We start from the raw sequence: 25,112 nt of genomic DNA on the forward strand, positions 1-25,112 counted from the left end.
GATACTTTTGTTTAGCCTGCTTATTAAAACCAAACTTATATAGTTTATCAGAATGACAGCGTGGGCATTTTATATTAGTCTTGTTCATTGTTCTTCTCTCCTTTTCTAAGGGGGTATTATTTAGTTTTGCAAACCTATTGTATTTCCTTTGGTTGAGAAGAGCAATGTTCATATAACTTAACAGATCGAATATTTTATCAGGGGGATAAGATGGATAATATTAATGTAAATATTAATGTTGAAACAAAAAATAAAGAAAATAGAATAATATATGAATTTTTAAAGAGGACTTTAGATATTATGGGCTCACTTTGTGGTCTGATTTTATTAAGTCCTGTTATTATGATTATAAGTATTTTAATAAAATTAGAGTCTAATGGACCTATATTCTTCAGTCAGAAAAGAGTTGGACTAAACGGCAAAGAATTTAATATGTATAAGTTTAGATCTATGGTAGTAAATGCGGAAGAATTAAAAGAAAAGCTAAAAAGTAAAAATGAAATGTCTGGACCTATGTTTAAAATAAAAGATGACCCTAGAATAACTAAGGTTGGTAAATTTATAAGAAAGACAAGCATAGATGAATTACCACAGTTAGTTAATGTTTTAAAGGGCGAAATGAGTCTGGTTGGACCTAGACCAAGTTTACCTAACGAGGTTAAGGAGTTTGAATCTTGGATGCTTAGACGTCTAGATGTAAAGCCTGGTATAACTTGTTATTGGCAGGTTATGGGGAGGAATAATATAGATTTTGAAAATTGGATGAAACTTGATATTAAGTATGTAAATGAGAGAAATTTTTGGTTAGATATAAAACTTATTTTTAAAACTTTTTTTGTCCTATTTGGAGATAAAAATGCAGCTTAGTTCAATAGAATTAATTTATTTGGAGGATGAATTATGAATACATGTGCTTTAATAATGGCGGGGGGAAAGGGAACTAGATTTTGGCCTTTATCTACTGAAGAGAAGCCTAAACAGTTTTTAAATCTTGTTGGGGATAAGACTATGATACAAATGACTGTTGATAGAATAAAGCCAATAATACCTATTGAAAGAATATTTATATGTACTGGTGAGAAGTATGTTACTTTACTTAGAGAGCAACTACCTGGTTTGCCAGAGAAAAATATTATTATAGAACCAGAAGGAAGAAATACGGCTCCATGTATAGCTTTATCAGCATTTATAATTAATAGATACTTTGAAAATGCTACAATGGTTGTTTTACCTGCTGATCATCTTATAAGGGATGAAGAGAAGTTTAGAGAAATAATTATTAATGGCTATGATTTTTTAAAGTTAAATAATAATAGTATTTTAACCCTAGGTATGAAGCCGGATAGACCTGAGACTGGATATGGTTATATAAAATGTGGGAAAGATATTCAAAATGGAATAAAAGAAGTTGAAAGATTCTTTGAGAAGCCAAATGTAGATTTAGCACAAAAATATTTGGATGAAGGAACTTATCTTTGGAATGGTGGTATGTTTGTTTGGAAAATAAAGCATATATTAAATCAAATAAAAGAATATTTACCATTAACATATGAGGTCTTACATAGTTTGGAGAATGTAAATGAAGAAGAGATTCAAAATTATATAGATATAAACTATAAAAAAACAGATTCAATATCTATCGATTATGCTGTTTTAGAAAAAAGTAAGAATATTTTTGTTATACCGAGTGAAATTGGTTGGGATGATATTGGTACTTGGAAATCTCTTGAAAGATATAGAGAAAAAGATATAGATAATAATGTTATAATAGGGGATGTGAAACAGTTTAATTCAATGAATAATATAATTATTTCTTCATGCAAGCCAATAATATTAGATGGAGTTAAAAGTCTATATATAATAGAAACTGATGATAGAATTATAATAGGAGATAGGGAAAAGATAGACAAGATAAATGAAATTAAGAGTAAGATATAGGAGAGTTAAAATTGAAAATATTATTTGTAGATCAGATAGCCACTGTAAATTATAAATATTCCTTTAGCATTTTAGAAAAGTTGAAAACTAATAATGATATTATTTTTGTTTCAGATGAAAAAATCTTTAAAGATGATTGTGTAACTTCATATGATTATTTCCAAGGGATTACCAATAAAGAAAAGAGTAAGATTGAAAAGGCTAAAAATTATTTAGTTGCTTGGAATAAAATATTAAAAATATGTAATGAATTTAAAGTAGATATTCTGCATGTTCAATGGTTTATTTTATCGCCAGTTGATTTGTTTTTTATTAGAAAGATAAAAAAAATGGGGATAAAAATAGTAGTAACTGTGCATGATATATTACCATTTAATGAGAAGTTTTATGACTATAAGAGCCATAAGAAAATTTATGATTTAGCAGATAAAATTATAGTTCAAGCAAAACCTAATGTAGAGAGAATTAATTCGTTATTTAATAATATTAGTAATAAGGTTACATATATTCCGCATGGTAATTTTATTGAACATGCAAATATTATCTCTAAAGAAGAAGCAAGAGAACTGTTAAATATTGATAGAGATAAAAAAGTACTATTGTTTTTTGGACAAATAAAGAAGGTAAAAGGATTAGATATATTAATTAAATCATTTAATGAATTAATCAAAGAAATAGAAGATGATGTTTTATTATTAATAGCAGGTAAGGTTTGGGAAGATGATTTTTCTATGTATGAAGAATTAATTAATAGTGTAGATAAGTCTAAAATAAGATGTGATATTAAATATATTCCAGATGAACAAATAAGTTGGTATTACTGTGCATCGGATATAAATATATTACCATATAGAGAAGTTTATCAAAGCGGTGTAGTACATTTAGCATATGCTTATGAAAAACCAGTAATTGCTACTAATATAGGGTCATTTCCGGAAGTAATCCTTAATGGTGAAACGGGTATTCTTGTAGAGAAAGAAAATTGTGATGAATTAAAAAAAGCTATTATATTATTATTAGATGATGAAGATAAAATTATTGATATGGGTAAACGTGGGAAGAATTATATTGAGAAGAAATTTTCTTGGGAAGTAATAACTAAAGAAATTGAGAATATATATTATAGTTTGAAATAGGAGAAATTTAAATGAGAAATATTTTTATTATAGGATCAAAGGGAATACCTGCTAATTATGGAGGATTTGAAACTTTTGTAGATAATTTAACTGAAAGAAAAGTTTCAGAAGACATTAAATATCATGTATCCTGTTTATCTGATAGTAATGATGAATTTTATTACAATGAAGCAAGATGTTTTAATGTAAGTGTTCCTAATATTGGTCCTGCTAAAGCAATATATTATGATGTAGTATCATTAAAAAGAGTTATAAAATACATAAAGGAAAATAAAGTGAATGATGCAACGATATACATATTAGCTTGTCGAATAGGACCGTTTATAGGTCATTATAAGAAAATATTGAATAAATTAGGTGTAAAACTATTAGTAAATCCAGATGGACATGAATGGAAGAGAGCCAAGTGGAACTATTTTATAAAAAAATATTGGAAATTTTCTGAAAGATTGATGGTAAAGAATTCTGATTTATTAATTTGTGATTCTATTAATATAGAGAAATATATAAAAAATGAATATTCAAAATATAATCCTAAAACTGAGTTTATAGCATATGGAGCAGATACTAGAAAATCAAAGTTAGATGATAATGACCCTAGAGTAATGAATTGGTATAAAGAGAAAAATGTGAAAAAAAATGAATACTACTTAGTGGTAGGTAGATTTGTTCCTGAAAATAATTATAAATTAATGATTGAAGAATTTATGAAGAGTAATACGAAAAAGGATTTTGTGATTATCACAAATGTAGAAAATAATTCTTTTTATAAAGAGTTGAAAGAAACTACAAAACTCGATAATGATAATAGAATTAAATTTGTTGGAACAGTATACGATCAAGAGCTTTTAAAGAAAATAAGAGAGAATGCTTTTGCTTACTTCCATGGACATGAAGTTGGGGGGACTAATCCTTCGTTATTAGAGGCATTGGCATTAACAAAGTTAAATTTATTACTAGATATAGGTTTTAATAGAGAAGTAGCTGAAGATTCAGCTTTATATTTTAATAAGGAAAACAATAATTTGAAGAAATTAATAGATTATTCTGATTCATTAGATCCAAATATAATAAATAATTTGGGTATAGAATCATCAAAAGTAATTGAATATAGATATAATTGGGATAATATAATTAAAAATTATGAGGAGTTGTTTAATGAATATTAAATTCAATTTAAAAAATAATAATAGGATTATTTATTTAATAATAGCTTTTTCTCCATTAATAGATATTATTTATACCATAAATACTAAATTTTTAGGAATAGAATTTCCAATACAGCAAATTATTAGAGCTATGATAGTTGGATTTTTATTTTTTAATTTGAAAAATAAAAATAATATATGGAAAATTGTTGGATTAACATCAATCCTTTTACTAGGTCAAATTTATATAATCTTAAATAAATATGATTATAACTTAATGAGTAATTTTTCATATATATTAAAAATTTTGAATTTATTTTGTGTAGTAATGTATATTATAGAAAATTTAAATACTTCATTCATAAATGTAAAAAATATAATAAAATCTATAAAAATTGCGAGTTTAATATTATCTATTAATATCATAATATCAAATGTATTTAAAATTGGACTTAAAACTTATAATTATGGTGATAGGTTGGGATATAAGGGTTTTATAGAGGCTCATAATGATGTCACTATAGTACTTCTTATGATATTACCAATTATAATATATGAATTTCTAAAATGTAAAAAATTGCAGGATTTTGCTTTAGTTATAACAGTAACAATAAGTTTATTATTAATTGGTCCTAAAGCAGGTAAAGCATTGTTAATTTTGGAGATAGTCGTAGTCTTTATGAGTTATATTATAAAGGCTAAAAAGAAAAATTACACTAAACAAATATTAATATTTTTTAGTATAATGGCTACCTTATTCATATGTACAAACTTTTCTTCAATAATGAATATACTTGAAGATTATTCAAAAGACAAGGGATATAGAAGTTTATATAGTTATATAGTTTCATATAGGGATATACAACCACGTCTAATTGATAATGCAATATCAGGCGATTTTGATGTTCATCCTAAGTATTTGTTTGGTATGGGATATTTTTATGCCAATAAAGAACTTAATATTGAAAAAAAAGAGTTTTTTTCAATAGAAAATGACTTTGAAGGTCTAATATACTATAGTGGTTTATTAACAGCAACTATTATAATTTATTTAATTTTTAATTATATAGTGAAATTAATAAAGAATAAAAATGTAAATAAACAATTTAAATTTTATATTAGCATTTCACTTTTTATTGGTATAATACATTCTTTCCTAGGAGGACACGTCATATATTCTGCAATTTCTAACACTTATTTTGCTATTATATTGGGCTTAGGATGTTATAGTTATACAGATATAGAAAAAGAGGTGTATAAATTAGAGGTGAATGATGGAAGCAAAAGTTGCGATAATATTAGTTAATTATAATGGCGAGAAATATAATGAAGAGTGCATTAACTCTATATTAAAATCAACATATAAAAACTATGAAATTATTGTTATAGATAATAATTCTACTGACAATTCAGTTAAGTTATTAGAGGAAAAGTTTAATAGTGATATAAAAATAATAATGTCAGATAGTAATTTGGGATTTTCTGGAGCAAACAATTTAGGAATAAAGTATGCTTTAAACAACGGGTTTGACTACGTTATGTTGCTAAATAATGATACTATTATAGAGAGTGATATGATCGAATTGATGATTGATGCTTCTGATAGTAAATATGTAATATCTCCCAAAATATATTATTATGATAATAAAAATATCATTTGGTCTGCTGGTGGGGGAATGAATTGGATAAAAGGTTTACCTATTCAGTATGGAATAAATGAGTTAGATAGCTATGAAAATAATAAGAAGAAAAATATTGAATTTGCGACAGGGTGTTGTATATTAATTCCTATTGAATGTATAGAGAAAATAGGGCTAATGAGTGAAGAGTACTTTTTATACTATGAAGATACTGATTATTGTGTAAGAATGATAAGAAGTGGATATGAGATTTATTTTGAGCCTAAAGCAGTTATGTACCACAAGGTAAGTGCTTCTACAGGTGGAGAAAAATCTAAGACATATTGGTACTATATGATTAGAAATAGGCTTTTATTTAATAAAAAATTTAACGAAAAAATTTTTTCTTATAGATTGTATTTTTTCTTAACTACATCTGTTAAGTTATTTAAATATCTATTTAAGAGAGAGAGAGTTAAGTTAGAAGGAACTATTAATGGAATATTTGATTTCTTTAAAGGAGCAGAAGGAAAAGTAAAGGTTAATAAATAGAAAGGGGATTATTGATGAAAGGGATAATATTAGCAGGGGGATCAGGAACAAGACTGTATCCAGTAACAAAGGCAATGTCAAAACAAATGGTGCCAATATACGATAAACCAATGATTTATTACCCAATGTCTGTATTAATGCTTGCAGGAATTAGGGAGATATTAATAATATCTACACCAAGAGATATAGTTAATTTTAAAGAACTTTTTCAAGATGGGTCAGAGCTTGGACTAAAGATTGAGTATGCAATACAAGAACAACCTAATGGATTAGCAGAAGCTTTCATTATAGGTGAGGAATTTATTGGTGATGATAATGTTGCAATGATATTAGGAGACAATATATTCTATGGACAAAGCTTTTCTAAGCATTTAGTAGAAGCTGCAAAATTAGAAAAGGGAGCAATGGTATTTGGATATTACGTTCAAGATCCAAGAGCCTTTGGAGTAGTTGAGTTTGATGATAATAATAATGTTATATCTTTAGAAGAAAAGCCAGAATATCCAAAATCAAAGTATGCAGTTCCAGGTCTTTACTTCTATGATAATTCTGTAGTTAAAAAATCTAAGGCTTTATCTCCTTCAGCTAGAGGGGAGTTAGAAATAACAGATTTAAATAGAGTTTATATGGAAGAAGGAACTCTAAAAGTAAACTTGCTAGGTAGAGGAATGGCTTGGCTTGATACAGGAACTCATGGGTCAATGCTTCAAGCATCTAACTTCGTAGAAGCAGTACAAAATACTCAAGGAACATACATAGCATGTCTTGAAGAAATATCTTATAGAAAAGGCTGGATAACAGCTGATGAAGTAAAAGAACTTGCGAAACCTTTAATGAAGACTGGATATGGAAAATACTTAGTAGATGTGGTTGAAGAGTTAGAAGCTAAGAAGAAATAGATTAGGAGATGTAATTATGGGGAATTTTAATTTTAAAGAAACAAAAATTAAAGACTTATACATAATAGAACCTAAGGTTTTTGGAGATAACAGAGGTTACTTTATGGAAAGTTATAATAGAAATGACTTTGTAGAAGCTGGATTAACTATGGAGTTTGTACAAGATAATGAGTCTAGATCTAAAAAAGGAGTTCTAAGAGGAATGCACTTTCAAACTAATCATACTCAAGGAAAACTTGTTAGAGTAACTGAAGGAGCTGTATATGATGTTGCAGTAGATCTAAGAAAGGGTTCACCTACCTTTGGAATGTGGGAAGGAGTTTTATTAACTTCTGAAAACAAGAAACAATTCTATGTTCCAGAAGGCTTTGCTCATGGATTTTTAGTAGTTTCTGATACAGCTACATTTAATTATAAATGTACAGATTTCTATGCTCCAGAATATGATAGTGGACTTTTATGGAATGATCCAGAAGTAGGAATAGAATGGCCTCTAGACGGAATTGAAGAAATACTATTATCTGATAAAGATAAGAAGCAAAAAACTTTGAAAGAGTTAGATTTACCTTTTGAATATAAATAGATTTATTTTAAATACATATGCAATTAGAGGAGAAAAAATGAAAAAGATAATACTAGCAGGTGCATCACTAAATTCAGGAAATAGAGGCGTAAATGCATTGACAAGGGGGCAAATTCTTTTGCTTCTTGATAAATATGGAATTGATACTGAAATAGCTATTCTTTCGTATACTGTAAAAGAAATTATAGAAAATAATATAAAATATAATGATTCTAATATAGTTGTAAAAGAAATTCCTTGTGGTAGAAAAAAAATGGTGGAAGCATATTTAAAGAGCAAGACTTTTGGTGAAAATTATATAACTAGAAAGCTGAAAGAAAGTGACTTAATTCTTGATATTAGTGAGGGAGATAGCTTTAGTGATATATATGGATTAGAAAGATTTATTCAACACTCATTAATCAAACTAATATCAATAAATTTGAATAAAAAATTAGTTATTATGCCACAAACATTAGGTCCGTTTAAAAAGAGTATAGTAAAAAAAATTGCAAGAAAAATATTAAATAATGCAGACTTTGTATTTGTTAGAGATGAAGTAAGTAAAAAAGTTGCAATTGAGGATTTAAAAGTGAATAGGGAAATTATTTTTAGCCCTGATATGGCATTTTATATGAATCCTGATTATAGAGTTAATATTGAAAGTTTTGTTGAAAATAATCACAGTGTAAAGATTGGAATTAACGTTAGTGCTTTATTGTATAATGGTGGATATAATGGGAAGAATATGTTCAATTTAAGAGTCAATTATAAAAGGCTAATTGATTCTTTAATTAAAGAATTAAGCTTAATATCTAATGTAGAAATAATACTAATTCCACATGTAATGGTAAAAGATATTGAAGTAGAAGATGATTTTAGAGTATGTAAAAAAATTGCTTCTGATTTAAACTCTAAATTAAATATAAATATAAAAACAATAGATAAGTATTATAGGGAAGATGAAATTAAAGCTATAATAAGTGGATGTGATTACTTTATAGGAAGTAGAATGCATGCTTGTATAGGTGCTATTTCTACTTGTGTTCCGACAAGTCCTATTGCATATAGTAGAAAGTTTATTGGTATATGGGATAATATTGGCTTAGGATATTGTGTGACAGACCCTCGAAAACAAAATGAAGATGAAATAATAAATTCTATTATTACTAACTTTAATGGTAGGATGAAAATAAAAGATAAGTTAAGTAAAGAAATTCCATTATTAAAAGAAAAAATTGAAACAATAATTAATATAATTGAAGAAAAGTAATTTATGGGGGAAGAGATGTGTTAAAAGATTCTTTAATCCTTACATTTAGTAAAGGCATAAGAGGTGTTCTTATGCTTATCTTTAATATGATTATAGCGAGACTGTTTACAGAGAGCCTATATGGTACATATAAGCAAGTGAATTTAATTATGAATTTAGCTACTTCTATATGTGTTGTGGGTATCCCAACAACTATTAGTTATTTTTATGTATCTTCTACTAAAAAAGATAAGGAAAAATTAATAGGTAATACAACAGTTATATTATTAATAATAGCTATTATAAGTAGTTCATCTATAGTAATATTTAAAGAAAAATTAGCACTATTATTAAACAATCCTGATATTTTAAACTATATAAGCTTATTAGCAATTGAAATTTTCATAATGATAATATCGAGTTTCTTAGAGAATATATATATATCAAGCAATAATACTGTAATGCTAGGGAAAATATATATTGTCTATACTATTATAAATTTTATTGCATTGGGATTTGTTACTATAAAGATGAGAAATCTATACTATATTCTTATTTGTATTATAGTTATAGAATTTTTAAGAACGATATTTATGTATTTCTTTATAAAAAAAATAGAAGGCTTAACGTTCAAAATTGAGTTTAGACTGTTATATAAGCAAATTAGATTTGCAATACCTCTAGGAGTAGTAGCTTTAGTACAGAATTTAAATATGTATATAGATAATTTATTTATATCTAATAGATATACTCCAGAGCAATATGCATCATATGCAAATGCTGCTACAGATATACCTTTAGTAGGAATAGTAACTATTTCCATTGCATCGGTTGTTTTACCAAGAATGTCAAAGAGTTATACAGAAAATAAAAACTCAAATGATGTATTAGCAATTTGGGGAGATTCTTGTGAAAAAACTGCATTAATAATGTTTCCAATATTTTGGATAGCACTTTTATTTTGCAGAGAATATATAGAATTAATATTTTCATATAAATATGTAGAAAGTAGTACACCTATTTTTATTATATATCTTATGAAATTTCCGCTATATTTCACTGTATTTGGAAACATATTAATTGTTATTAAACAACAGAAGTATGTTATGATAAATTCGATAATAGGAATACTTTTAAATATTACATTGAACACAGTTTTTTTAAGGCTGTTCGGAATAGTTGGGCCTGCTATTTCAACTGTAATAGTTCATTATTCAATGGTATATCTACAATTGAGAAAGATAAGCAAAGGTTTTAATATAAGATTGAGGAAAGTACTACCTTATAAAAAACTTATAAAAATATTTCTACTTCCATCTATCGTAGCTATTCCTTTATATATTATTAGTACCATGATAGAAATCCCAGCTAGTGTTAGGTTTATAGTATTTGGAGGAGTAATATATTTAGTAACTTTATTTATTTTTATAAAAATGGGATATATAAAAAAAGAAGATATTAATTTAATTAAAAGAAGTTAAATGTAATGGAGGTAAAATGAAACTATTAAAGATTAATGAAGTAGTGAATGAAAATTTATGTATTGGATGCGGAATTTGTACTAACTTTTCTAATGGTTCTAAGATTGATTACAATAACGAAGGATTTTTAACTGTTAGTGGATATGAACATAAAAGTAATAAAATCACTGAAGAGGATTTAGTAAATGAAGTATGTCCAGGAATAAAAACTTTTGCAGTTGAAAATATAAAAGATAATGTTTGGGGAGATTATAAGGAGATATTTCTTGGATATTCTACAAATGATGAAATTAGATTTAAAGGGTCTTCTGGAGGTACCATAACTCAAACCTTAGTTTATTTAATAGAAAATAATCTTGTTGATTACGTAATACATATACAGCAAGATGAAAAAGATGTATTAGGAAATAAAGTTATAATAACAAATGATATAAATAGTATAATTAATAATACAGGTTCAAAATATTGCCCATCTTCTCCATTAAATGAAGTTTTGAATAATCTTGATAGAAACTTAAAATATGCTTTTGTTGGACGTCCTTGTGACGTAGTGGCTTTAAGAAATTATGAAAAATTAGATGAATCAATAAAAAAAATTATACTATATAAAATTTCTTTCTTTTGTGCAGGTACACCAAGCATTGAAGGGACTATGAAAGTATTAGAAAAATTCTCTATTAATAAGAAGGATATTATTGATTTTAGATATAGAGGAAATGGTTGGCCAGGATTTACTACAGCAGTAAATGCATTAGGAGAAGAGTTTAAGATGCCCTATGCTGATAGTTGGGGTAAAATATTAAATAGACATTTACACCCAAGGTGTAAAATTTGTCCAGATGGGGTTGGTATGTCAGCAGATTTAGTCTTTGGTGATGGATGGGATTGTGATGAAAAAGGATATCCAGTATTTGCTGAAGGTAGTGGTAAAAGTTTGGCTGTAGTTAGGAATAAAATTGGAGAAGATTTAATTAATAGATTAATTGCTGATAAAAGAATTGAAAGAGAAGTATTCTTAAAAGAAAACTTAAAATTTGTGCAACCTTATCAGTTTGAAAGAAGGACTACATTGACTGCTAGACTTAATGCCATGAGGCTTTTTAATAGAACTATTCCTAAATATGAGTGCGGAATAAAAAAAACTTCTAAATATCAAAGTAGAAAGAAACAATTAAAAACATTTTTAGGAACTGTTAAGAGGATTGTAAATAAAAGAATATAAATTAAAGCTTTTAGGAGGGTATATGAGTAAATATATTCTATATAATATTAAATCAAATAGGATAAGAAAATATATTATTAAATTTTATAAAAAAATAGAAAAAGGAGAAATGTGGTCTGAGACTACAAGAGAGTTATATAGTAAGTGGTATAATATTGATATAGGTATAGGTAGTTATGGAGGATGCTTTAATTATGAGAGGATTGCACCAGGTACTAAAATTGGAAGGTACTGTTCTTTCGCTAAAGATGTATATATATATAATGCAAATCACCCGCTAGAATTTATTACAACCCATCCTTTTGCTTATAATCCTGCTGTTAATTTTGTTAAAGATGAAAAGATTGAAAGAAGTAAATTGATAATCGGTAATGACGTTTGGATTGGACAAAATGCTATAGTATTATCAAAATGTACAAGAATAGGTGATGGGGCAGTAATAGGTGCTGGGACTATAGTAACTAAAGATGTACCAGATTATGCTATAGTAGTCGGATCACCTGGAAGAATAGTTGGATATAGGTTTACTGAAGACGAAATTAAAAGTATAAAGGAATCTAAATGGTGGGATTATGATATAAATCAAATCAAGAAACAAATGGAACTGTTTATTGATAGGGATTTGTTCTTAAAAAATAAGAAGGTATAAATTTGATAGTTTATTAAGGAGAAGAGCTATGAAGATATTAATAACAGGTTCTAAGGGACAATTAGGAAACGAACTTCAAGATATAGTTAAGACTGGAGAAGCTGAGATAGGGAAAGTTAGTGAATATATAAAAAATGCTGAAATTTTTCCTTTAGATATTGATGAGTTAGATATAACTAAGTTAGAAGATGTTAGAAGAGTTTTAAATGAAATAAAACCAGATGTAGTTATTAATTGTGCTGCAGCTACTAATGTAGATGGATGTGAAAGTAATAGGGATTTAGCTTTTAAAATAAATGCTATAGGACCTAGAAACTTAAGCTTAGTTTGTGAAGAAGTTGGAGCTAAGATAGTTCAAGTTTCAACTGATTATGTTTTTAGTGGAGTAGGTGACACTCCTTTAACTGAATTTGATTTAACAGCACCTTACAGTGTTTATGGTAAAACAAAGCTTAAAGGTGAAGAGTATGTAAGAGAGTTCTCTTCAAAATACTATATAGTAAGAACAGCTTGGCTTTATGGATATGTAGGAAAGAACTTTGTGTATACTATGATGAATTTGGGAAGTCAAAAGGATGAGTTAACTGTAGTTAATGATCAAAGAGGAAATCCAACTAATGCTAATGATTTAGCATATCACATATTAAAACTTATAGAAACAGATGAATATGGAATATACCATTGTACAGGTAAGGGAGAATGTAGTTGGTATGATTTTGCCTCAGAAATAATGAAGCTTTCTAATAGAAAATGCGTAGTTAAGCCATGTAGTTCAGAAGAGTATAAGGCTATGTATCCAAACTCTGCTAAGAGACCTGAGTATTCATCTTTAGATAATATGATGCTAAGATGTACAGTTGGCGATGAAATGAGAGATTGGAAAGAAGCTTTAAATACATTTATAAGTAAGAATAAAAATTTATAATTTACTTATTTATAATCAAAAGTTCAATTTGAACTAGGAGGTTACACATGTGTGTACTCCTTTGATTTTGTTAAAGAAGTTTAATAGTAAAATAATATTTAATAGTTTCAAATAGCTTAATAAATATTTTGAGTTTTAAGGAGAGAATTAAATGAAAACTTATTTAGTAACTGGTGGAGCAGGATTTATAGGCTCAAACTTTGTATTATATATGCTTAAAAAATATGAAGATATAAGAATTATAAACTTAGATAAATTAACTTATGCAGGAAATTTAGAAAACTTAAAGAGTATAGAAGATGATTCTAGACATATATTCGTTCAAGGAGATATATGTGATGCAGAATTAGTATCTTCATTATTTGAAAAATACGAAATAGATTATGTTGCTCACTTTGCAGCAGAATCTCACGTTGATAGAAGTATAAGAGAACCTGAAGTATTTGCTAAGACAAATGTTTTAGGAACAGTTAACTTATTAAATTGTGCAAAAAATGCTTGGGAAACAGAAGATGGATGGAAAGACGGAGTTAAGTTCTTACATGTTTCAACTGACGAAGTGTACGGATCATTAGGAGAAACAGGTTACTTTATGGAAACTACTCCATTAGATCCTCATAGCCCATATTCTGCAAGTAAGGCTGGATCAGATATGATGGTTAAGGCATATGGAGATACTTATAAGATGCCTATTAATATAACAAGATGTTCAAATAACTATGGACCTTTCCAATTCCCAGAGAAGTTAATACCACTTCTTATAAATAATTGTCTTCAATTAAAGGATTTACCTATTTATGGTGATGGATTAAATATAAGAGATTGGTTATTCGTTGAAGACCATGCTAAAGCAATAGATATGGTTATAAATGGTGGAAGACTTGGTGAAGTTTATAATGTTGGTGGACATAATGAAAGAACTAACATCCAAATAGTTGATACAGTTATAAAATACATTAATGAAAATGTAGATAGCAAAGTAACTGAAAACTTAAAGAAGTTTGTTGAGGATAGAAAAGGTCATGATAGAAGATATGGAATAGATCCGACTAAGATAAAAGAAGAGCTTGGATGGTATCCAGAAACTACTTTTGAAGTAGGAATAGTAAAGACAATAAAGTGGTACTTAGATAATAAAGAATGGATGGAGAATGTTACATCTGGTCAATATAAAAAGTATTATAATGAAATGTATAAGTAATATTGTAAATGAAAAAGGATAGATGCTATAAAAGCACTATCCTTTTTTTATTTATTTTACATCATTAAATATATAATCTCTCATTTGTTGTTTTGCAGTTTCAATATCGAACGTTAGATAATAAACTCCGCCAATATTAGCACCTTCACCATAGCCATCTCTTGGGAATCTATCTTGTTCTAAATTAACTCCTGAACTAACAACCTTAGTACCTAATGAAAGAATGTCAGTTGTACTTAAATTAGTTTGAACATAAGGTAAAACTTCATTTAATAATGAATTATATGAACCAATAGATGCAGAAGTTAATTGATTAAATAAAGCTTCAAGTACTGTTCTTTGTCTTTCAGTTCTCTTATAATCTCCACCAGCAGTATATCTAATTCTAGAATATGCAAGAGCTTGGGTACCATCTAGATGCTGAACACCTGCATAAGTAATATGAGGAGAACTTGTTCCATCTTTTTTATTAATATCATCTATATATCCGTTTATGTATTGTAATTCTTCATTAGTAATTTCTATATCTACTCCACCTAGAATATTAATAATCTTAGGTAATGAAGAGAAGTTAACTGATACGAAATCTTCAATATTTAATCCAAAGTTTTCATTTATTGTTCTTATTGCAAGTTCAGGTCCACCATAAGCATAAGCATGGTTTATTTTATCCATTCCGTATCCATCTATATTTACATAAGAGTCTCTCATTATAGAAGTTAGCTTAAGTTTATTGTGAACTGGATCGATAGTAGTAATCATAATAGAATCTGAACGTCCAGTTTCGCCATCAGTAGCATCAACACCAAATAAAGCTATATTTTTAATTTTATTTACGTTGTTATAATCTTTTAAATCATCTTCTACTATTCCAAGGTTATCCTTGTTAAGCTTAATACTATCCATTTTGCTTAATAATCCAATAAAATAGCCACCACCAACAACAGTTAATGCTAAAATTACGCACAAGAAGCCTATAAATATTTTAAAACCTAAGGATTTTTTCTTTTTTCTCTTTCCCCTTTTTTTATGTGTATCAATTTCGTTTCTTGACATATATACACTCCCTTTCAATATGATATTTTACCACAGTAGTTAGTACACTTTCAATTCAAGTAATTTATTTGTAATAAATTATATTATAATCCAGGTTCATGCAAGTAAGAAGGAGTTAATGGATTAGCAGTTAAAGGATCAAATAATGAGGCTACAGATTTATATCCTATTCCTTCTCTTATCATATCTTTATTGTCTAATCGATATTCATAACATGCCATTAATACTTTATTTTTTTCATCGATTGTATCAGCAATACTATTAATTAGGAGTTTTTTATTGTTTGTTGGAATTAGTTCACGTTTACCGAAGAATCTACAATCATTAATCAATCCTTTTTTATATAAATTTAACATAACTTGTCCTGTTTTAATATGTTGAGGATGTGAATCATATTTATAACTATGTGTTATATGAGTAACGTTAGGATACATATTTTCAAAATTAATAATTATATTTTCTACTAAATTTAAATCAACATTTTTTTCAGGTTGATTTAAGAATATTAAGTTGTTTTCTGGTACACCTAATTTAGAAGTTGCTGCTTTAAATTCATTATTTCTTAAAGTAGATTTTTCTGATATAGTTAAATTCTTGTATCTATCATCTAAAAAAACTCCACTTTCATCACCATCAGTAATCAATACAACATAAACATTTTCTGCACCAACAGATTTAATTGCATCCACAATTGTGCTACCAGCAAATATTGTTTCATCGTCCTGATGTTGTGAGTAAAAGACAACTGTATCACCATATACATAACTTTTAGAGGCGTTAACAGCAGTCTGATCGACATTTCCATATGCCGTTAAGCTACTAGATCCTGCAATAGTTGATTTATCAGAATAAGCATCTATTAAAACAACGGGCTCTTTTAAAGCAGATGATGTTAGCGCATCTATTAACTCTAATGATTTACTTAAATTTACGTTATTCTTAGTTGGATAAAATTTATTTACAACTTTTTTGTTTGTTTCGAATCGATCACGTCCACTAATTCTATATGAAAAGTTATCAAAGTTATTGCTTAATACACTTGTTCCTCCTATGGAATATGATGTCACTTGCTTTTTATATGAAGTAGTATAGCCATCAGTTAATATTACAGGATTACCATTTTTAGCTGCTACTGGAGCTATACTCATAGCATCAGCTTCGCCAATTAGTCCATTTACATAAAAGATTTCTGAAATGCCTTTTATATTATTGATTTCATTTGCAACTATATGGGATGTTATAAATCTATCACTTCCACCTAACCTTACTACTTTTTTTCCATCTTTTTTTAATTTTGACTCTATATTTTTTGATATAACACTTTCTCCACCTACCAAGTATACTTTGTTTGCTTTAGATAGCCTAGATAGTGTTGAATTTGGTATACTATCAGTTTCTGTCAAAAGGATTGGTGAATTAGTAGCACCGCTTAATCCACTAGCTGATAGTCCATCTACTAATGAGTATCCATTAACTAAAATAGCAGAATTATAATTAAGATTGTCCGATATCATTGCAGCTGTCTCGTATCTATCTTTACCAGCTATATACTCAACATTTACTGCATAAGCGTCTATAGTAGGCAAAGATGAAAATAATAATGATAGTAATAATATTTTTATAAATTTCTTTTTCATAGCATTCTCCTATATTTATTAATAAAGAAAATTATATCATATTTTAAAATTTATAAAAATTATATTTTTAGAGAGTATTAGAGAGATTTAGACTAAATTAGATAAAATGTAAATATAATAGACTTAATTTAACAATGTTTATACATAATGATATTGAGTAGAATTGGAGTTTAATATATAATTATTATATGTTGACTTAATCAATAAAAATATACGCTTGAAAGGATGGGGATTTTGAAAAAGAAAGATTATAAGAAAGTAATATCAATTATACTTTCATTAAGTATGGCTATATGCTTATTTACTGGAGTATTTACTGTTAAGGCTTATGCATATACTAGTAACTCTACAGAAGTAGAAGAAGAACTAAAATCAATAGTATCTAGATATGGCGAAGCTAATGTTTTATTTGAAGATGGTATTTATTTAGAATATGGTGAAAGTATTAATTTATCAGATTCTGAAAAATATCAAGGGGTTTTATGGACGTCTGAAGATAATGAAATTTTAGAGGTTAATGGTAGTGTAATTAAAGGAATTGACTATGGAACTACTTTTTTAGTTGGTAGCAAGGACAATAAATATTTCATTAAAGAAGTATATGTTCATGAATCACAAGAAAATCAACCTAGAGCTATAAGCTATATGGATTCAAAGTCAAGTTCACAATTTGTTGCATATATAGATGCAGGTCATGGTGGTTATGATCCAGGGGCTGTAGCAAATGGATTAAAAGAGAAAGATTTAACATTAAGTATTGCTTTAAAAGTTAAGGCTAAACTTGAGGCTAAAGGTATAAAAGTTGTTATGAGTAGAGATACTGACAAGTTCCTTTCGCTGCAAGATATAGCTAATACTAGTAATCCAGATATATTTATTTCAATACATATTAACTCAGCTGGAGCTACAAGTGCTTCAGGTATTGAAACATACTACTACAAAGGTGTGGACAAGCCTTTAGCAAGTAACATTCAAGATAAGTTAATAGAATATACAGGGGCGAATAACAGAGGAGTTAAGTGGGAAGAGTTTTTTGTTGTAAAGAATACTAATATGCCTGCAGCATTAGTTGAGTCTGGCTTTATAACTAATGTAAATGAAGCAAATAAGATGAAAACTGCAAGCTATCAGGATACTTTAGCTAGAGCAATAGTAGATGGAGCCACTTCTTATTTATTTGATCAGAATCCATTAGTTGCAAATAGATTATATGGATTAAACAGGTATGAAACTTCATATGAAGTATTTAAAAAAGGATGGAGCAATGCAGATACTGTAATACTAGCTTCAGGTATTGATTATCCAGATGCTCTTTGTGCAACTCCATTAGCAAGCAAATATAATGCTCCGATTTTATTAGTGGAGAATACTTCATTAAAGAATCAATCTGGACTAACAAGTTTATTGAAATCTCGTGGGGTTAAAAATGTATTTATTATTGGTGGGACATCAGCAATTCCATCTATAGTAGAAAAAGAACTTAAAGATATTGGGATAAGTAGTAAGAGATTAGGTGGATTAAATAGATATGAAACATCTATAAAAATTGCAAAAGAAGTGGGAACTGCTAGTGGAGAAGTTGCATTAGTTTCAGGATTGGATTTTGCAGACGGACTGTCTATTTCATCAATAGCTGGAAATAGAAATATGCCAATACTATTAAGTGAAAATAATTATATTCCACAAAATGTTTTAAATTATATAAAGAGTTCTAATACAAAAAAGACATATGTTATTGGATCAACAAGTGCAATTTCAAATAATATTTCTTCTAAACTTCCTAATGTTGAAAGACTTGGAGGAAAGAATAGATATGAAACGAATAAGATAATATTTAATAAATTTAAAAATGAATTAAACTTAAGTAATTTTTATATTGCTTCAGGACTTGATTTCCCAGATGCTTTAGCCTCTTCAGCTTTAGCTAGTAAGCAAAGTAGCTTTGTATTATTATCTAATGTAAATTACGTAGAACCAGAAGTTAAACAAATTATAACAAATAATAGACTTAATATAAATAATTTATACGTATTAGGTGGAACTTCTGCAATAAGTAATAGTACATTATATAATTTAGGTATTAATTTAATTAGATAAAAAAAGTAACTTAGATTCATATTTTGAATCTAAGTTACTTTTTTTATCTAAAATAATTTTTGATAGTTAATAATATAGAATTTAAAGTGTAGTAAGGAGTTAGCTCACCACCAAATTTTCTAAAGTATTTTTCTATAGATGGAATCATAGATCCTTCAAAATCAAATACTTGTAATTTCAATTCGTTTTTAGTATAAAGCATAGCTTCCCAAAGTAAGAATGACATTCCATAATTATTACTTCTATCTACACCGCCCATTATATAATAAGCTCTTTTTGTATCATAAGCTAATACACAACCACCAACTGCTGTATCAGTTTCATCAAAGACTATTCCTATTATACAATTGTTGTTTTTATTTAAGTTAATTAACAATTCTTTAGTTAAGTTATTATCAAAATTATTTATATTTTGACTACTAAAACTCTTATTATTTAATTCAAAATATAAATCTAGATATTCATCAAATCCCCATTTTATTTTAGCATTAAGCTTATTTCCTTTATTAACTGAAGTTTTCTCTTGAAGATTACTCCACATAAGTTTTTCATCAATTAATGGAACTCTGTAGGTGTATCTAACAGAAGTTATAAACTTATTCCATATAAATGGTTGAATATCAGTATGTTCAGGTGAAAAACTATAGTATAGTAGAGTTTTTTCTTTAAGTTTACTTATAAATAAGTCATTTATATCTTTAATATTAGAAATTCTTTTACTTATAGTTAAGTTATGAATTGATTTCGATATCATTACCCCACCAAATGGAGTCATATGGGGCATTACTATAAATTCTTTTCCAAATTTTTTGGAAGTTGAAATATAGAAAGCAGCAATCCACTTATCATTTTTATCTGTTATTGAGTAAAACTCATAGTTTTGTGCTGATTTATACTCTTTACCAATATTATTTAGTAACCAGTAACTTTTATGATAGAAAGTTCCTTCAGGTGACTCATCTACAAAGTTATCCCATAAAGATAATATTTCATTATCAGTCTTATCTAGTTTTATTATTTTCCAGTTCATTTACAACCTCCTGATAGCTTATAAATTTTATGTCATTATTATAGCAATATTCTACAAGCCACATATACCAGTTTTTCCAATCATTCCATCCTTTAGAGAAGTATTCTTGATGAAAATTTATATTTAAAATAATATCATTATTAATATTTTTATCTATTATATTTTTAGTATATTCAATAGCGTATTTTAAATTGTTTTTTTGTAACCCTTTTTCTTGGAATAGATAGCTATCCATAATATGAAATGGTATTTCTATAAGTCCTTCTTCAGTTATATAAGGCTGTTTTAATTCTGGAGAATATTCTGTAGTATCGAAAGTATAGCCTATTTTTTTCATAAAAGAAAAAGTTTCAGAGTTTCTTCTTAGATAATGCATTCTTATTCCGATATTTTCTGTTCCATGTATTTCATTAAACTTATTATATTCATTATTCATTTTAGTATAATCATCAAAAGCTATTCCGTGAATACCTACATTTAATCCATTTTCTAAAATATATTTAGTATGTGGTTTTGCAGCTTCAGCCTTATAAGCCAAAGTATTGTCATTAGAAGTTGCAAAAAAGTAAGTAGCTTTAGTATTATATTTTTTATCAAAGGCTACTAATTCTTCTATATTAGTAAAGTTATTTTTCATTATCAAGCTTAATCTTGAGAAGAAAGTTGATAAATTAATTCTAAATAAAAATAGTTCTAAAAAGGCTCTAATTACCATCTTTATTACTATTAAATCATCTTTATGTTCTTTTCTAGTTAAATTATCAACATCGTGTGAAAGTATAATTTTCATAAATATCTCCTTCTATTTAATTTTATTTATATAATACATATAGAATTATAACATATAATTCTAAAATTACTCATATAATATATTTTTTAATAATTCTTTCATAAATTTTTGCTTCAAGTATGTTAATATTATTAATATATATTTAATTAGTGGAGGAAGACAATGGATAATATAAATGTATTGCATTTATGTTCTTATTATTACGGTTCAAGATTATATGAAAATCTATTTACTGATTTTAGTAATCAAGGATTGAATCAAACTGTTTATATACCTATTAAAAATGGTACTAATATTGGAAAGATTAATGCTATTAGAAATTGTGAATTTTTGATTAAAGAGACTAGTACTAATTTTGATAGATTCTTTTTTTATAGAAAAGCAAATAAGAATTATAATGAATTAATTTTCAATGTAGATTTAAAGAAATTTAATATGGTGCATGCACATACTCTTTTTACTAATGGATTTATGGCATACAAATTAAAACAGGAGTATAACATTCCGTATATAGTAGCTGTTAGAAATACTGATGTTAATGTTTTCTTTAAGTATTTTATTCATTTAAGAAAATTAGGCGTAGATATTTTGAAGGGTGCGGAAAAAATTATTTTTATTTCTCCTTCATACTTAGAAAATACTATAGAGAATTATGTTAATAATACTGATAAAGATGAGATAAGAAGAAAATCTATAGTAATACCTAATGGGCTTAATAATTATTGGGTTAATAATAAAATAAGGAATCCTAAAAAGCTTGATAATGAAATAATAGATCTTGTTTATGTTGGAGAAGTAACTAAAAATAAAAATATCCACAAAGTAATGGAAGATGTAGAAAAAATGAATAAAAATGGCTTAAATGTTAGTTATAAAATAGTTGGAGATGGTGATTACTTAAAAGAAATAAAATCTATGCTAGATAAAATGGAGTATAAACAAAAGATAATGATAATGGGAAGAATTAATGACAAAGATAAAATAAAAGAAATATTGGATAAGAGTGATATTTTTGTTATGAATTCATCATTTGAGACTTTTGGATTATCTTATATAGAAGCATTAAGTAGAGGATTACCAGTGATATATACAAAAGGTCAAGGTATATATGGTTATTTTGATGAAGGATATATTGGATATGGTGTTGATAAAGATGAAAGCATTGAAAAATATGTGAAAGATATTGTTTCTAATTATGAAACTATGTCTAAAAATACCTTAGATATAATAGATGATTTTAGATGGGAAATCATAGGAAAAAAATATATAGATATATATAATGAAATATTATAAGTTAGGGGAGTATAGAAATGCATATTTTAGTTATACCATCAGCTTATCCTACTGAGGAATTTCCTTTAAGTAGTATATTTTATAAGGAACAAGCCTTAGCTATAAAGGAGCAAGGAAATAAAGTTGGAGTAATATTTTCAGAAACAAGAAGAGTTTCAAAAATTAATTATAAGATGCTGGCTAAAAATCATTTTCAGATAAGTAAATATAATGAAGAGGGGTTAATTACGTATAGGTTACATGGTTGGAATATATTTACTATGAGGGGAACAGCAGGGATTAACTTATGGGTAAAACAATCAGTAAAACTATTTGAAGAGTATATAAAGTCAGAAGGATTACCAGATATAATTCATGTTCATTCTGCATTATATGGTGGTTTAGCGGCTATAGAGATAAAAAAGAAATATAACATCCCATTTGTAATAACTGAACATTCATCAGGAGTTTTGCAAGGGGTACTAAGAAGTCATGATATTTCTATGTTAAAGGATATTTATGATAATGCTGATTATATAATAAGCGTAGGTGAAAGATTAAGAGAAGCAATAGGTGTTTATTCTAATAAAAATGTAGAAGTTATACCTAATATTGTTGATGTTACTAGGTTTTCAATAAATCCTAGTAAAGAAGATGATAATTTTACCTTTATATCAATATCACACTTGAAAGAAAATAAAAATATAGATTTAACATTAAAGGCTTTAAAGGAAGTAATAAATGTTCATAGTAATACTAGATTAATAGTAGTTGGTGATGGACCAGAGAAAGAAAATTTAATGAATATATCTAAAGACTTAATGATATATAATAATATAAATTTTGTAGGAGCTATATCTAGGGAAAAGCTAAATGATGTTATTAATAAAGCAGATGCATTTGTTTTACCTAGTAAATATGAAACTTTTGGAATTGCTTATATAGAGGCATTGGCATGTGGTTTACCTATAATTACATCTAAATGTGGTGGCCCAGAAGATTTCTTTAGTGAAAAGATTGGATTAATGATTTCAGAATGTAATGTACATGAATTGAGTAATGCAATGATCAAAATTATTGAGAGTAGTAATAAATATAATCCAAGCTACCTAAGAGAATATGTAAAAGAGAGATTTTCGAAAGAAGTAATAGCAAAAAAAGTTTTAGATGTTTATAATCATGTTTTAAATGAGAATGGAGATATAAATGAATAATTTATTTAAAAAGTTTGTAGAGTTTGCAATAGGAAATGGATTAGTAATGATATTAGGTTTAATATCAACACCTATTGTGTCTAGAATGATTTTACCTATAGAAAAGGGTAAGGCAGATATTTTTGTTACTTATACAAGCTTAATTGTATTAGTTCTAACTATGGGAATAGATCAAGCCTATATAAGATTTTTCAATGAAGAAGATGATAATTGTAAGGGTGATTTATTAAGAAGGTCAGTTAAGCTACCTATTTTATTGAACGTAATATTAGGATCTATACTTATAGTATTTTATAAGCAAGTTTCATACTATATGGTCAAAGAGACATCATTAGTTTTAGTAGTATTATTTGCTTTTCATAGTGTTATTAGTATTATTGCTAACTTTGCACTTATTAATGTTAGAATGAAACAAAAAGCTAAAACTTACTCTATGCTTGGAGTAGTTAATAAGATTGCTTTTATTATTTTTATAATATTAATATATAAGGTTTTTGATGGTAATTATATTACATTAGTTTTAGCAACAGTATTATCAAATCTAGTTATGACTATAATGGGAGTTTTAATAGAAAAAGAAGATTGGTTAAAATTTAGTAAAAAGTTTAAATCTAAAACTACTGCCAAAGAATTAATTATGTATGGTAGTCCATTTATATTATCAATGGGTATAACTTGGGTTTTTCAATCTATTGATAGAATATCAATTCAGCTATTTAGTGATTATGAACAGTTAGGTTTGTATGGGGGAGCTATGTATTTCATAGCTATATTGAATACTGTACAAGGAGCTTTCACGACATTTTGGACTCCTGTAGCTTATGAAAAATTCTCGACTCATCCGGAGGATAAGAAATTTTTTAGCAATATAAATGAAATTGTATCATTATTTATGTTAATAATAGCAATAGGAGTAATTGCCTTTAAGGATATATTAATAATAATTTTAGGTAGCGACTATGAAGGAGCTCAATTTATTTTTCCTTTCTTAGTTCTAATGCCAATTATGTACACAATATCCGAAACAACTGTTTTAGGAATTAATTTTAAAAAGAAGACAAAATATCATATTTATATAGCACTTGCTGCTGCAATAGCCAATATTATTGGTAACTTTATATTAGTTCCTAGGCTTGGAGCGAAGGGCGCTGCAATATCTACAGGTTTAGCTTATGTAGTCTTCTTTGGATTTAGAACATATTTTGGAACAAAACTATATAAATTTGATGTTAATTTTAAGAAGTTTTTTGTGGGAGTATCAGCAGTATATGTATTAGCAGCACTCTCAAGTATGTATAAAATAAATTTACCTATTATAACAGTAACAATAATAAGTACAACAATAGTATGTTTATTATATAGAAATGTTATTAAAATGTTGTTAGATGTTGTTATACAAAAATTAAAAGCAAGACAATAGTTATAATTTATG

General features: G+C 27.1%; 23 protein-coding genes. 18 read left to right on the top strand and 5 right to left on the bottom strand.

Going from position 1 to position 25,112, the window contains the following annotated elements:
- Positions 1-172 (bottom strand): hypothetical protein (locus GPX08_RS08925; RefSeq protein ID WP_156626467.1); only part of this gene is annotated, 172 nt, incomplete at its 3' end.
- A 38-nt stretch (positions 173-210) separates the two neighbouring features.
- Here GPX08_RS08925 and GPX08_RS08930 point away from each other — a divergent pair.
- The 14 genes from GPX08_RS08930 to rfbB all read left to right on the top strand — a co-directional run bounded on the left by GPX08_RS08930 (position 211) and on the right by rfbB (position 14,584).
- Positions 211-867 (top strand): exopolysaccharide biosynthesis polyprenyl glycosylphosphotransferase, encoded by a 657-nt coding sequence (locus tag GPX08_RS08930; protein ID WP_156626468.1) that lies wholly within the window; start codon positions 211-213, stop codon positions 865-867.
- A gap of 33 nt (positions 868-900) precedes the next feature.
- The gene (locus GPX08_RS08935; protein WP_156626469.1) at positions 901-1,938 is read left to right on the top strand and encodes an NTP transferase domain-containing protein; all 1,038 of its coding nucleotides are present in this window, start codon (positions 901-903) and stop codon (positions 1,936-1,938) included.
- An 11-nt stretch (positions 1,939-1,949) separates the two neighbouring features.
- Positions 1,950-3,074, top strand: coding sequence for a glycosyltransferase (locus GPX08_RS08940; protein WP_156626470.1), 1,125 nt, complete (start codon positions 1,950-1,952; stop codon positions 3,072-3,074).
- Positions 3,075-3,085: 11 nt separating this feature from the next.
- Positions 3,086-4,243 carry a DUF1972 domain-containing protein gene (locus GPX08_RS08945; protein ID WP_156626471.1) on the top strand — a complete coding sequence of 386 codons (1,158 nt, stop codon included), beginning with the start codon at positions 3,086-3,088 and terminating at the stop codon, positions 4,241-4,243.
- Positions 4,218-5,528 carry a hypothetical protein gene (locus tag GPX08_RS08950; protein WP_156626472.1) on the top strand — a complete coding sequence of 437 codons (1,311 nt, stop codon included), beginning with the start codon at positions 4,218-4,220 and terminating at the stop codon, positions 5,526-5,528. The genes GPX08_RS08945 and GPX08_RS08950 overlap by 26 nt, the downstream gene beginning before the upstream one ends.
- Positions 5,494-6,393, top strand: coding sequence for a glycosyltransferase (locus GPX08_RS08955; protein ID WP_156626473.1), 900 nt, complete (start codon positions 5,494-5,496; stop codon positions 6,391-6,393). Before GPX08_RS08950 ends, GPX08_RS08955 begins: the two co-directional genes overlap by 35 nt.
- 14 nt (positions 6,394-6,407) lie before the next feature.
- Positions 6,408-7,292: a glucose-1-phosphate thymidylyltransferase RfbA gene (rfbA, locus tag GPX08_RS08960; RefSeq protein ID WP_156626474.1), complete on the top strand. Its 885-nt coding sequence runs from the start codon at positions 6,408-6,410 to the stop codon at positions 7,290-7,292.
- Between the two features lie 16 nt (positions 7,293-7,308).
- Positions 7,309-7,875, top strand: a complete 567-nt coding sequence (rfbC, locus tag GPX08_RS08965) for a dTDP-4-dehydrorhamnose 3,5-epimerase (RefSeq protein WP_156626475.1) — start codon at positions 7,309-7,311, stop codon at positions 7,873-7,875.
- A gap of 37 nt (positions 7,876-7,912) precedes the next feature.
- On the top strand, positions 7,913-9,127 hold the full coding sequence (locus GPX08_RS08970; protein WP_156626476.1) for a hypothetical protein: 1,215 nt from the start codon (positions 7,913-7,915) through the stop codon (positions 9,125-9,127).
- Positions 9,127-10,587 carry an oligosaccharide flippase family protein gene (locus tag GPX08_RS08975; protein WP_156626477.1) on the top strand — a complete coding sequence of 487 codons (1,461 nt, stop codon included), beginning with the start codon at positions 9,127-9,129 and terminating at the stop codon, positions 10,585-10,587. Before GPX08_RS08970 ends, GPX08_RS08975 begins: the two co-directional genes overlap by 1 nt.
- Positions 10,588-10,603: 16 nt before the next feature.
- The gene (locus GPX08_RS08980; protein WP_156626478.1) at positions 10,604-11,809 is read left to right on the top strand and encodes a hypothetical protein; all 1,206 of its coding nucleotides are present in this window, start codon (positions 10,604-10,606) and stop codon (positions 11,807-11,809) included.
- Positions 11,810-11,831: 22 nt separating this feature from the next.
- A complete protein-coding gene (locus GPX08_RS08985; RefSeq protein ID WP_156626479.1) occupies positions 11,832-12,458 on the top strand; it encodes an antibiotic acetyltransferase in 627 nt (208 codons plus the stop codon).
- A gap of 28 nt (positions 12,459-12,486) precedes the next feature.
- Positions 12,487-13,383, top strand: coding sequence for a dTDP-4-dehydrorhamnose reductase (gene rfbD / locus GPX08_RS08990; protein ID WP_156626480.1), 897 nt, complete (start codon positions 12,487-12,489; stop codon positions 13,381-13,383).
- A gap of 151 nt (positions 13,384-13,534) precedes the next feature.
- Positions 13,535-14,584 (top strand): dTDP-glucose 4,6-dehydratase, encoded by a 1,050-nt coding sequence (gene rfbB, locus GPX08_RS08995; protein ID WP_156626481.1) that lies wholly within the window; start codon positions 13,535-13,537, stop codon positions 14,582-14,584.
- A gap of 51 nt (positions 14,585-14,635) precedes the next feature.
- Here rfbB and GPX08_RS09000 read toward each other — a convergent pair whose 3' ends face one another.
- Positions 14,636-15,640, bottom strand: coding sequence for a LytR family transcriptional regulator (locus GPX08_RS09000; RefSeq protein ID WP_156626482.1), 1,005 nt, complete (start codon positions 15,638-15,640; stop codon positions 14,636-14,638).
- 83 nt (positions 15,641-15,723) lie between these two features.
- Positions 15,724-17,277, bottom strand: coding sequence for a cell wall-binding protein (locus GPX08_RS09005; protein ID WP_156626483.1), 1,554 nt, complete (start codon positions 17,275-17,277; stop codon positions 15,724-15,726).
- Between the two features lie 225 nt (positions 17,278-17,502).
- Between GPX08_RS09005 and GPX08_RS09010 the strand changes: the two genes are divergently transcribed.
- Positions 17,503-19,374 carry an N-acetylmuramoyl-L-alanine amidase gene (locus GPX08_RS09010; RefSeq protein WP_156626484.1) on the top strand — a complete coding sequence of 624 codons (1,872 nt, stop codon included), beginning with the start codon at positions 17,503-17,505 and terminating at the stop codon, positions 19,372-19,374.
- Between the two features lie 43 nt (positions 19,375-19,417).
- On the opposite strand, the gene GPX08_RS09015 is transcribed toward GPX08_RS09010, so the two are convergent.
- Both GPX08_RS09015 and GPX08_RS09020 read right to left on the bottom strand, forming a co-directional pair.
- Positions 19,418-20,404: a hypothetical protein gene (locus GPX08_RS09015; RefSeq protein ID WP_156626485.1), complete on the bottom strand. Its 987-nt coding sequence runs from the start codon at positions 20,402-20,404 to the stop codon at positions 19,418-19,420.
- A complete protein-coding gene (locus GPX08_RS09020; RefSeq protein WP_156626486.1) occupies positions 20,376-21,194 on the bottom strand; it encodes a hypothetical protein in 819 nt (272 codons plus the stop codon). Before GPX08_RS09020 ends, GPX08_RS09015 begins: the two co-directional genes overlap by 29 nt.
- A gap of 162 nt (positions 21,195-21,356) precedes the next feature.
- Between GPX08_RS09020 and GPX08_RS09025 the strand changes: the two genes are divergently transcribed.
- From GPX08_RS09025 to GPX08_RS09035, 3 genes are read left to right on the top strand one after another with little or no spacing between them, the layout of a single operon-like run.
- Positions 21,357-22,487, top strand: a complete 1,131-nt coding sequence (locus GPX08_RS09025) for a glycosyltransferase (protein WP_156626487.1) — start codon at positions 21,357-21,359, stop codon at positions 22,485-22,487.
- Between the two features lie 17 nt (positions 22,488-22,504).
- Positions 22,505-23,680, top strand: coding sequence for a glycosyltransferase (locus GPX08_RS09030; RefSeq protein WP_156626488.1), 1,176 nt, complete (start codon positions 22,505-22,507; stop codon positions 23,678-23,680).
- Entirely contained in the window at positions 23,673-25,100 is a 1,428-nt protein-coding gene (locus GPX08_RS09035; RefSeq protein WP_156626489.1) for an oligosaccharide flippase family protein, read from the top strand. Before GPX08_RS09030 ends, GPX08_RS09035 begins: the two co-directional genes overlap by 8 nt.
- Positions 25,101-25,112: the final 12 nt, after the last annotated feature.

Origin of the sequence: Clostridium tertium, from assembly GCF_902652255.1 — a bacterium.
GTDB classification, from domain to species: domain Bacteria; phylum Bacillota; class Clostridia; order Clostridiales; family Clostridiaceae; genus Clostridium; species Clostridium tertium_A.

What these genes read in the sequence shown, in the direction of transcription:
- GPX08_RS08930 (WP_156626468.1), top strand. Translation starts at nt 211, where the DNA reads ATGGATAATATTAATGTAAATATTAATGTTGAAACAAAAAATAAAGAA.
- GPX08_RS08935 (WP_156626469.1), top strand. Translation starts at nt 901, where the DNA reads ATGAATACATGTGCTTTAATAATGGCGGGGGGAAAGGGAACTAGATTT.
- GPX08_RS08945 (WP_156626471.1), top strand. Translation starts at nt 3,086, where the DNA reads ATGAGAAATATTTTTATTATAGGATCAAAGGGAATACCTGCTAATTAT.
- GPX08_RS08950 (WP_156626472.1), top strand. Translation starts at nt 4,218, where the DNA reads ATGAGGAGTTGTTTAATGAATATTAAATTCAATTTAAAAAATAATAAT.
- GPX08_RS08955 (WP_156626473.1), top strand. Translation starts at nt 5,494, where the DNA reads ATGATGGAAGCAAAAGTTGCGATAATATTAGTTAATTATAATGGCGAG.
- rfbA (WP_156626474.1), top strand. Translation starts at nt 6,408, where the DNA reads ATGAAAGGGATAATATTAGCAGGGGGATCAGGAACAAGACTGTATCCA.
- rfbC (WP_156626475.1), top strand. Translation starts at nt 7,309, where the DNA reads ATGGGGAATTTTAATTTTAAAGAAACAAAAATTAAAGACTTATACATA.
- GPX08_RS08970 (WP_156626476.1), top strand. Translation starts at nt 7,913, where the DNA reads ATGAAAAAGATAATACTAGCAGGTGCATCACTAAATTCAGGAAATAGA.
- GPX08_RS08980 (WP_156626478.1), top strand. Translation starts at nt 10,604, where the DNA reads ATGAAACTATTAAAGATTAATGAAGTAGTGAATGAAAATTTATGTATT.
- GPX08_RS08985 (WP_156626479.1), top strand. Translation starts at nt 11,832, where the DNA reads ATGAGTAAATATATTCTATATAATATTAAATCAAATAGGATAAGAAAA.
- rfbD (WP_156626480.1), top strand. Translation starts at nt 12,487, where the DNA reads ATGAAGATATTAATAACAGGTTCTAAGGGACAATTAGGAAACGAACTT.
- rfbB (WP_156626481.1), top strand. Translation starts at nt 13,535, where the DNA reads ATGAAAACTTATTTAGTAACTGGTGGAGCAGGATTTATAGGCTCAAAC.
- GPX08_RS09000 (WP_156626482.1), bottom strand. Translation starts at nt 15,640, where the DNA reads ATGTCAAGAAACGAAATTGATACACATAAAAAAAGGGGAAAGAGAAAA.
- GPX08_RS09005 (WP_156626483.1), bottom strand. Translation starts at nt 17,277, where the DNA reads ATGAAAAAGAAATTTATAAAAATATTATTACTATCATTATTATTTTCA.
- GPX08_RS09010 (WP_156626484.1), top strand. Translation starts at nt 17,503, where the DNA reads ATGGGGATTTTGAAAAAGAAAGATTATAAGAAAGTAATATCAATTATA.
- GPX08_RS09015 (WP_156626485.1), bottom strand. Translation starts at nt 20,404, where the DNA reads ATGAACTGGAAAATAATAAAACTAGATAAGACTGATAATGAAATATTA.
- GPX08_RS09020 (WP_156626486.1), bottom strand. Translation starts at nt 21,194, where the DNA reads ATGAAAATTATACTTTCACACGATGTTGATAATTTAACTAGAAAAGAA.
- GPX08_RS09025 (WP_156626487.1), top strand. Translation starts at nt 21,357, where the DNA reads ATGGATAATATAAATGTATTGCATTTATGTTCTTATTATTACGGTTCA.
- GPX08_RS09030 (WP_156626488.1), top strand. Translation starts at nt 22,505, where the DNA reads ATGCATATTTTAGTTATACCATCAGCTTATCCTACTGAGGAATTTCCT.
- GPX08_RS09035 (WP_156626489.1), top strand. Translation starts at nt 23,673, where the DNA reads ATGAATAATTTATTTAAAAAGTTTGTAGAGTTTGCAATAGGAAATGGA.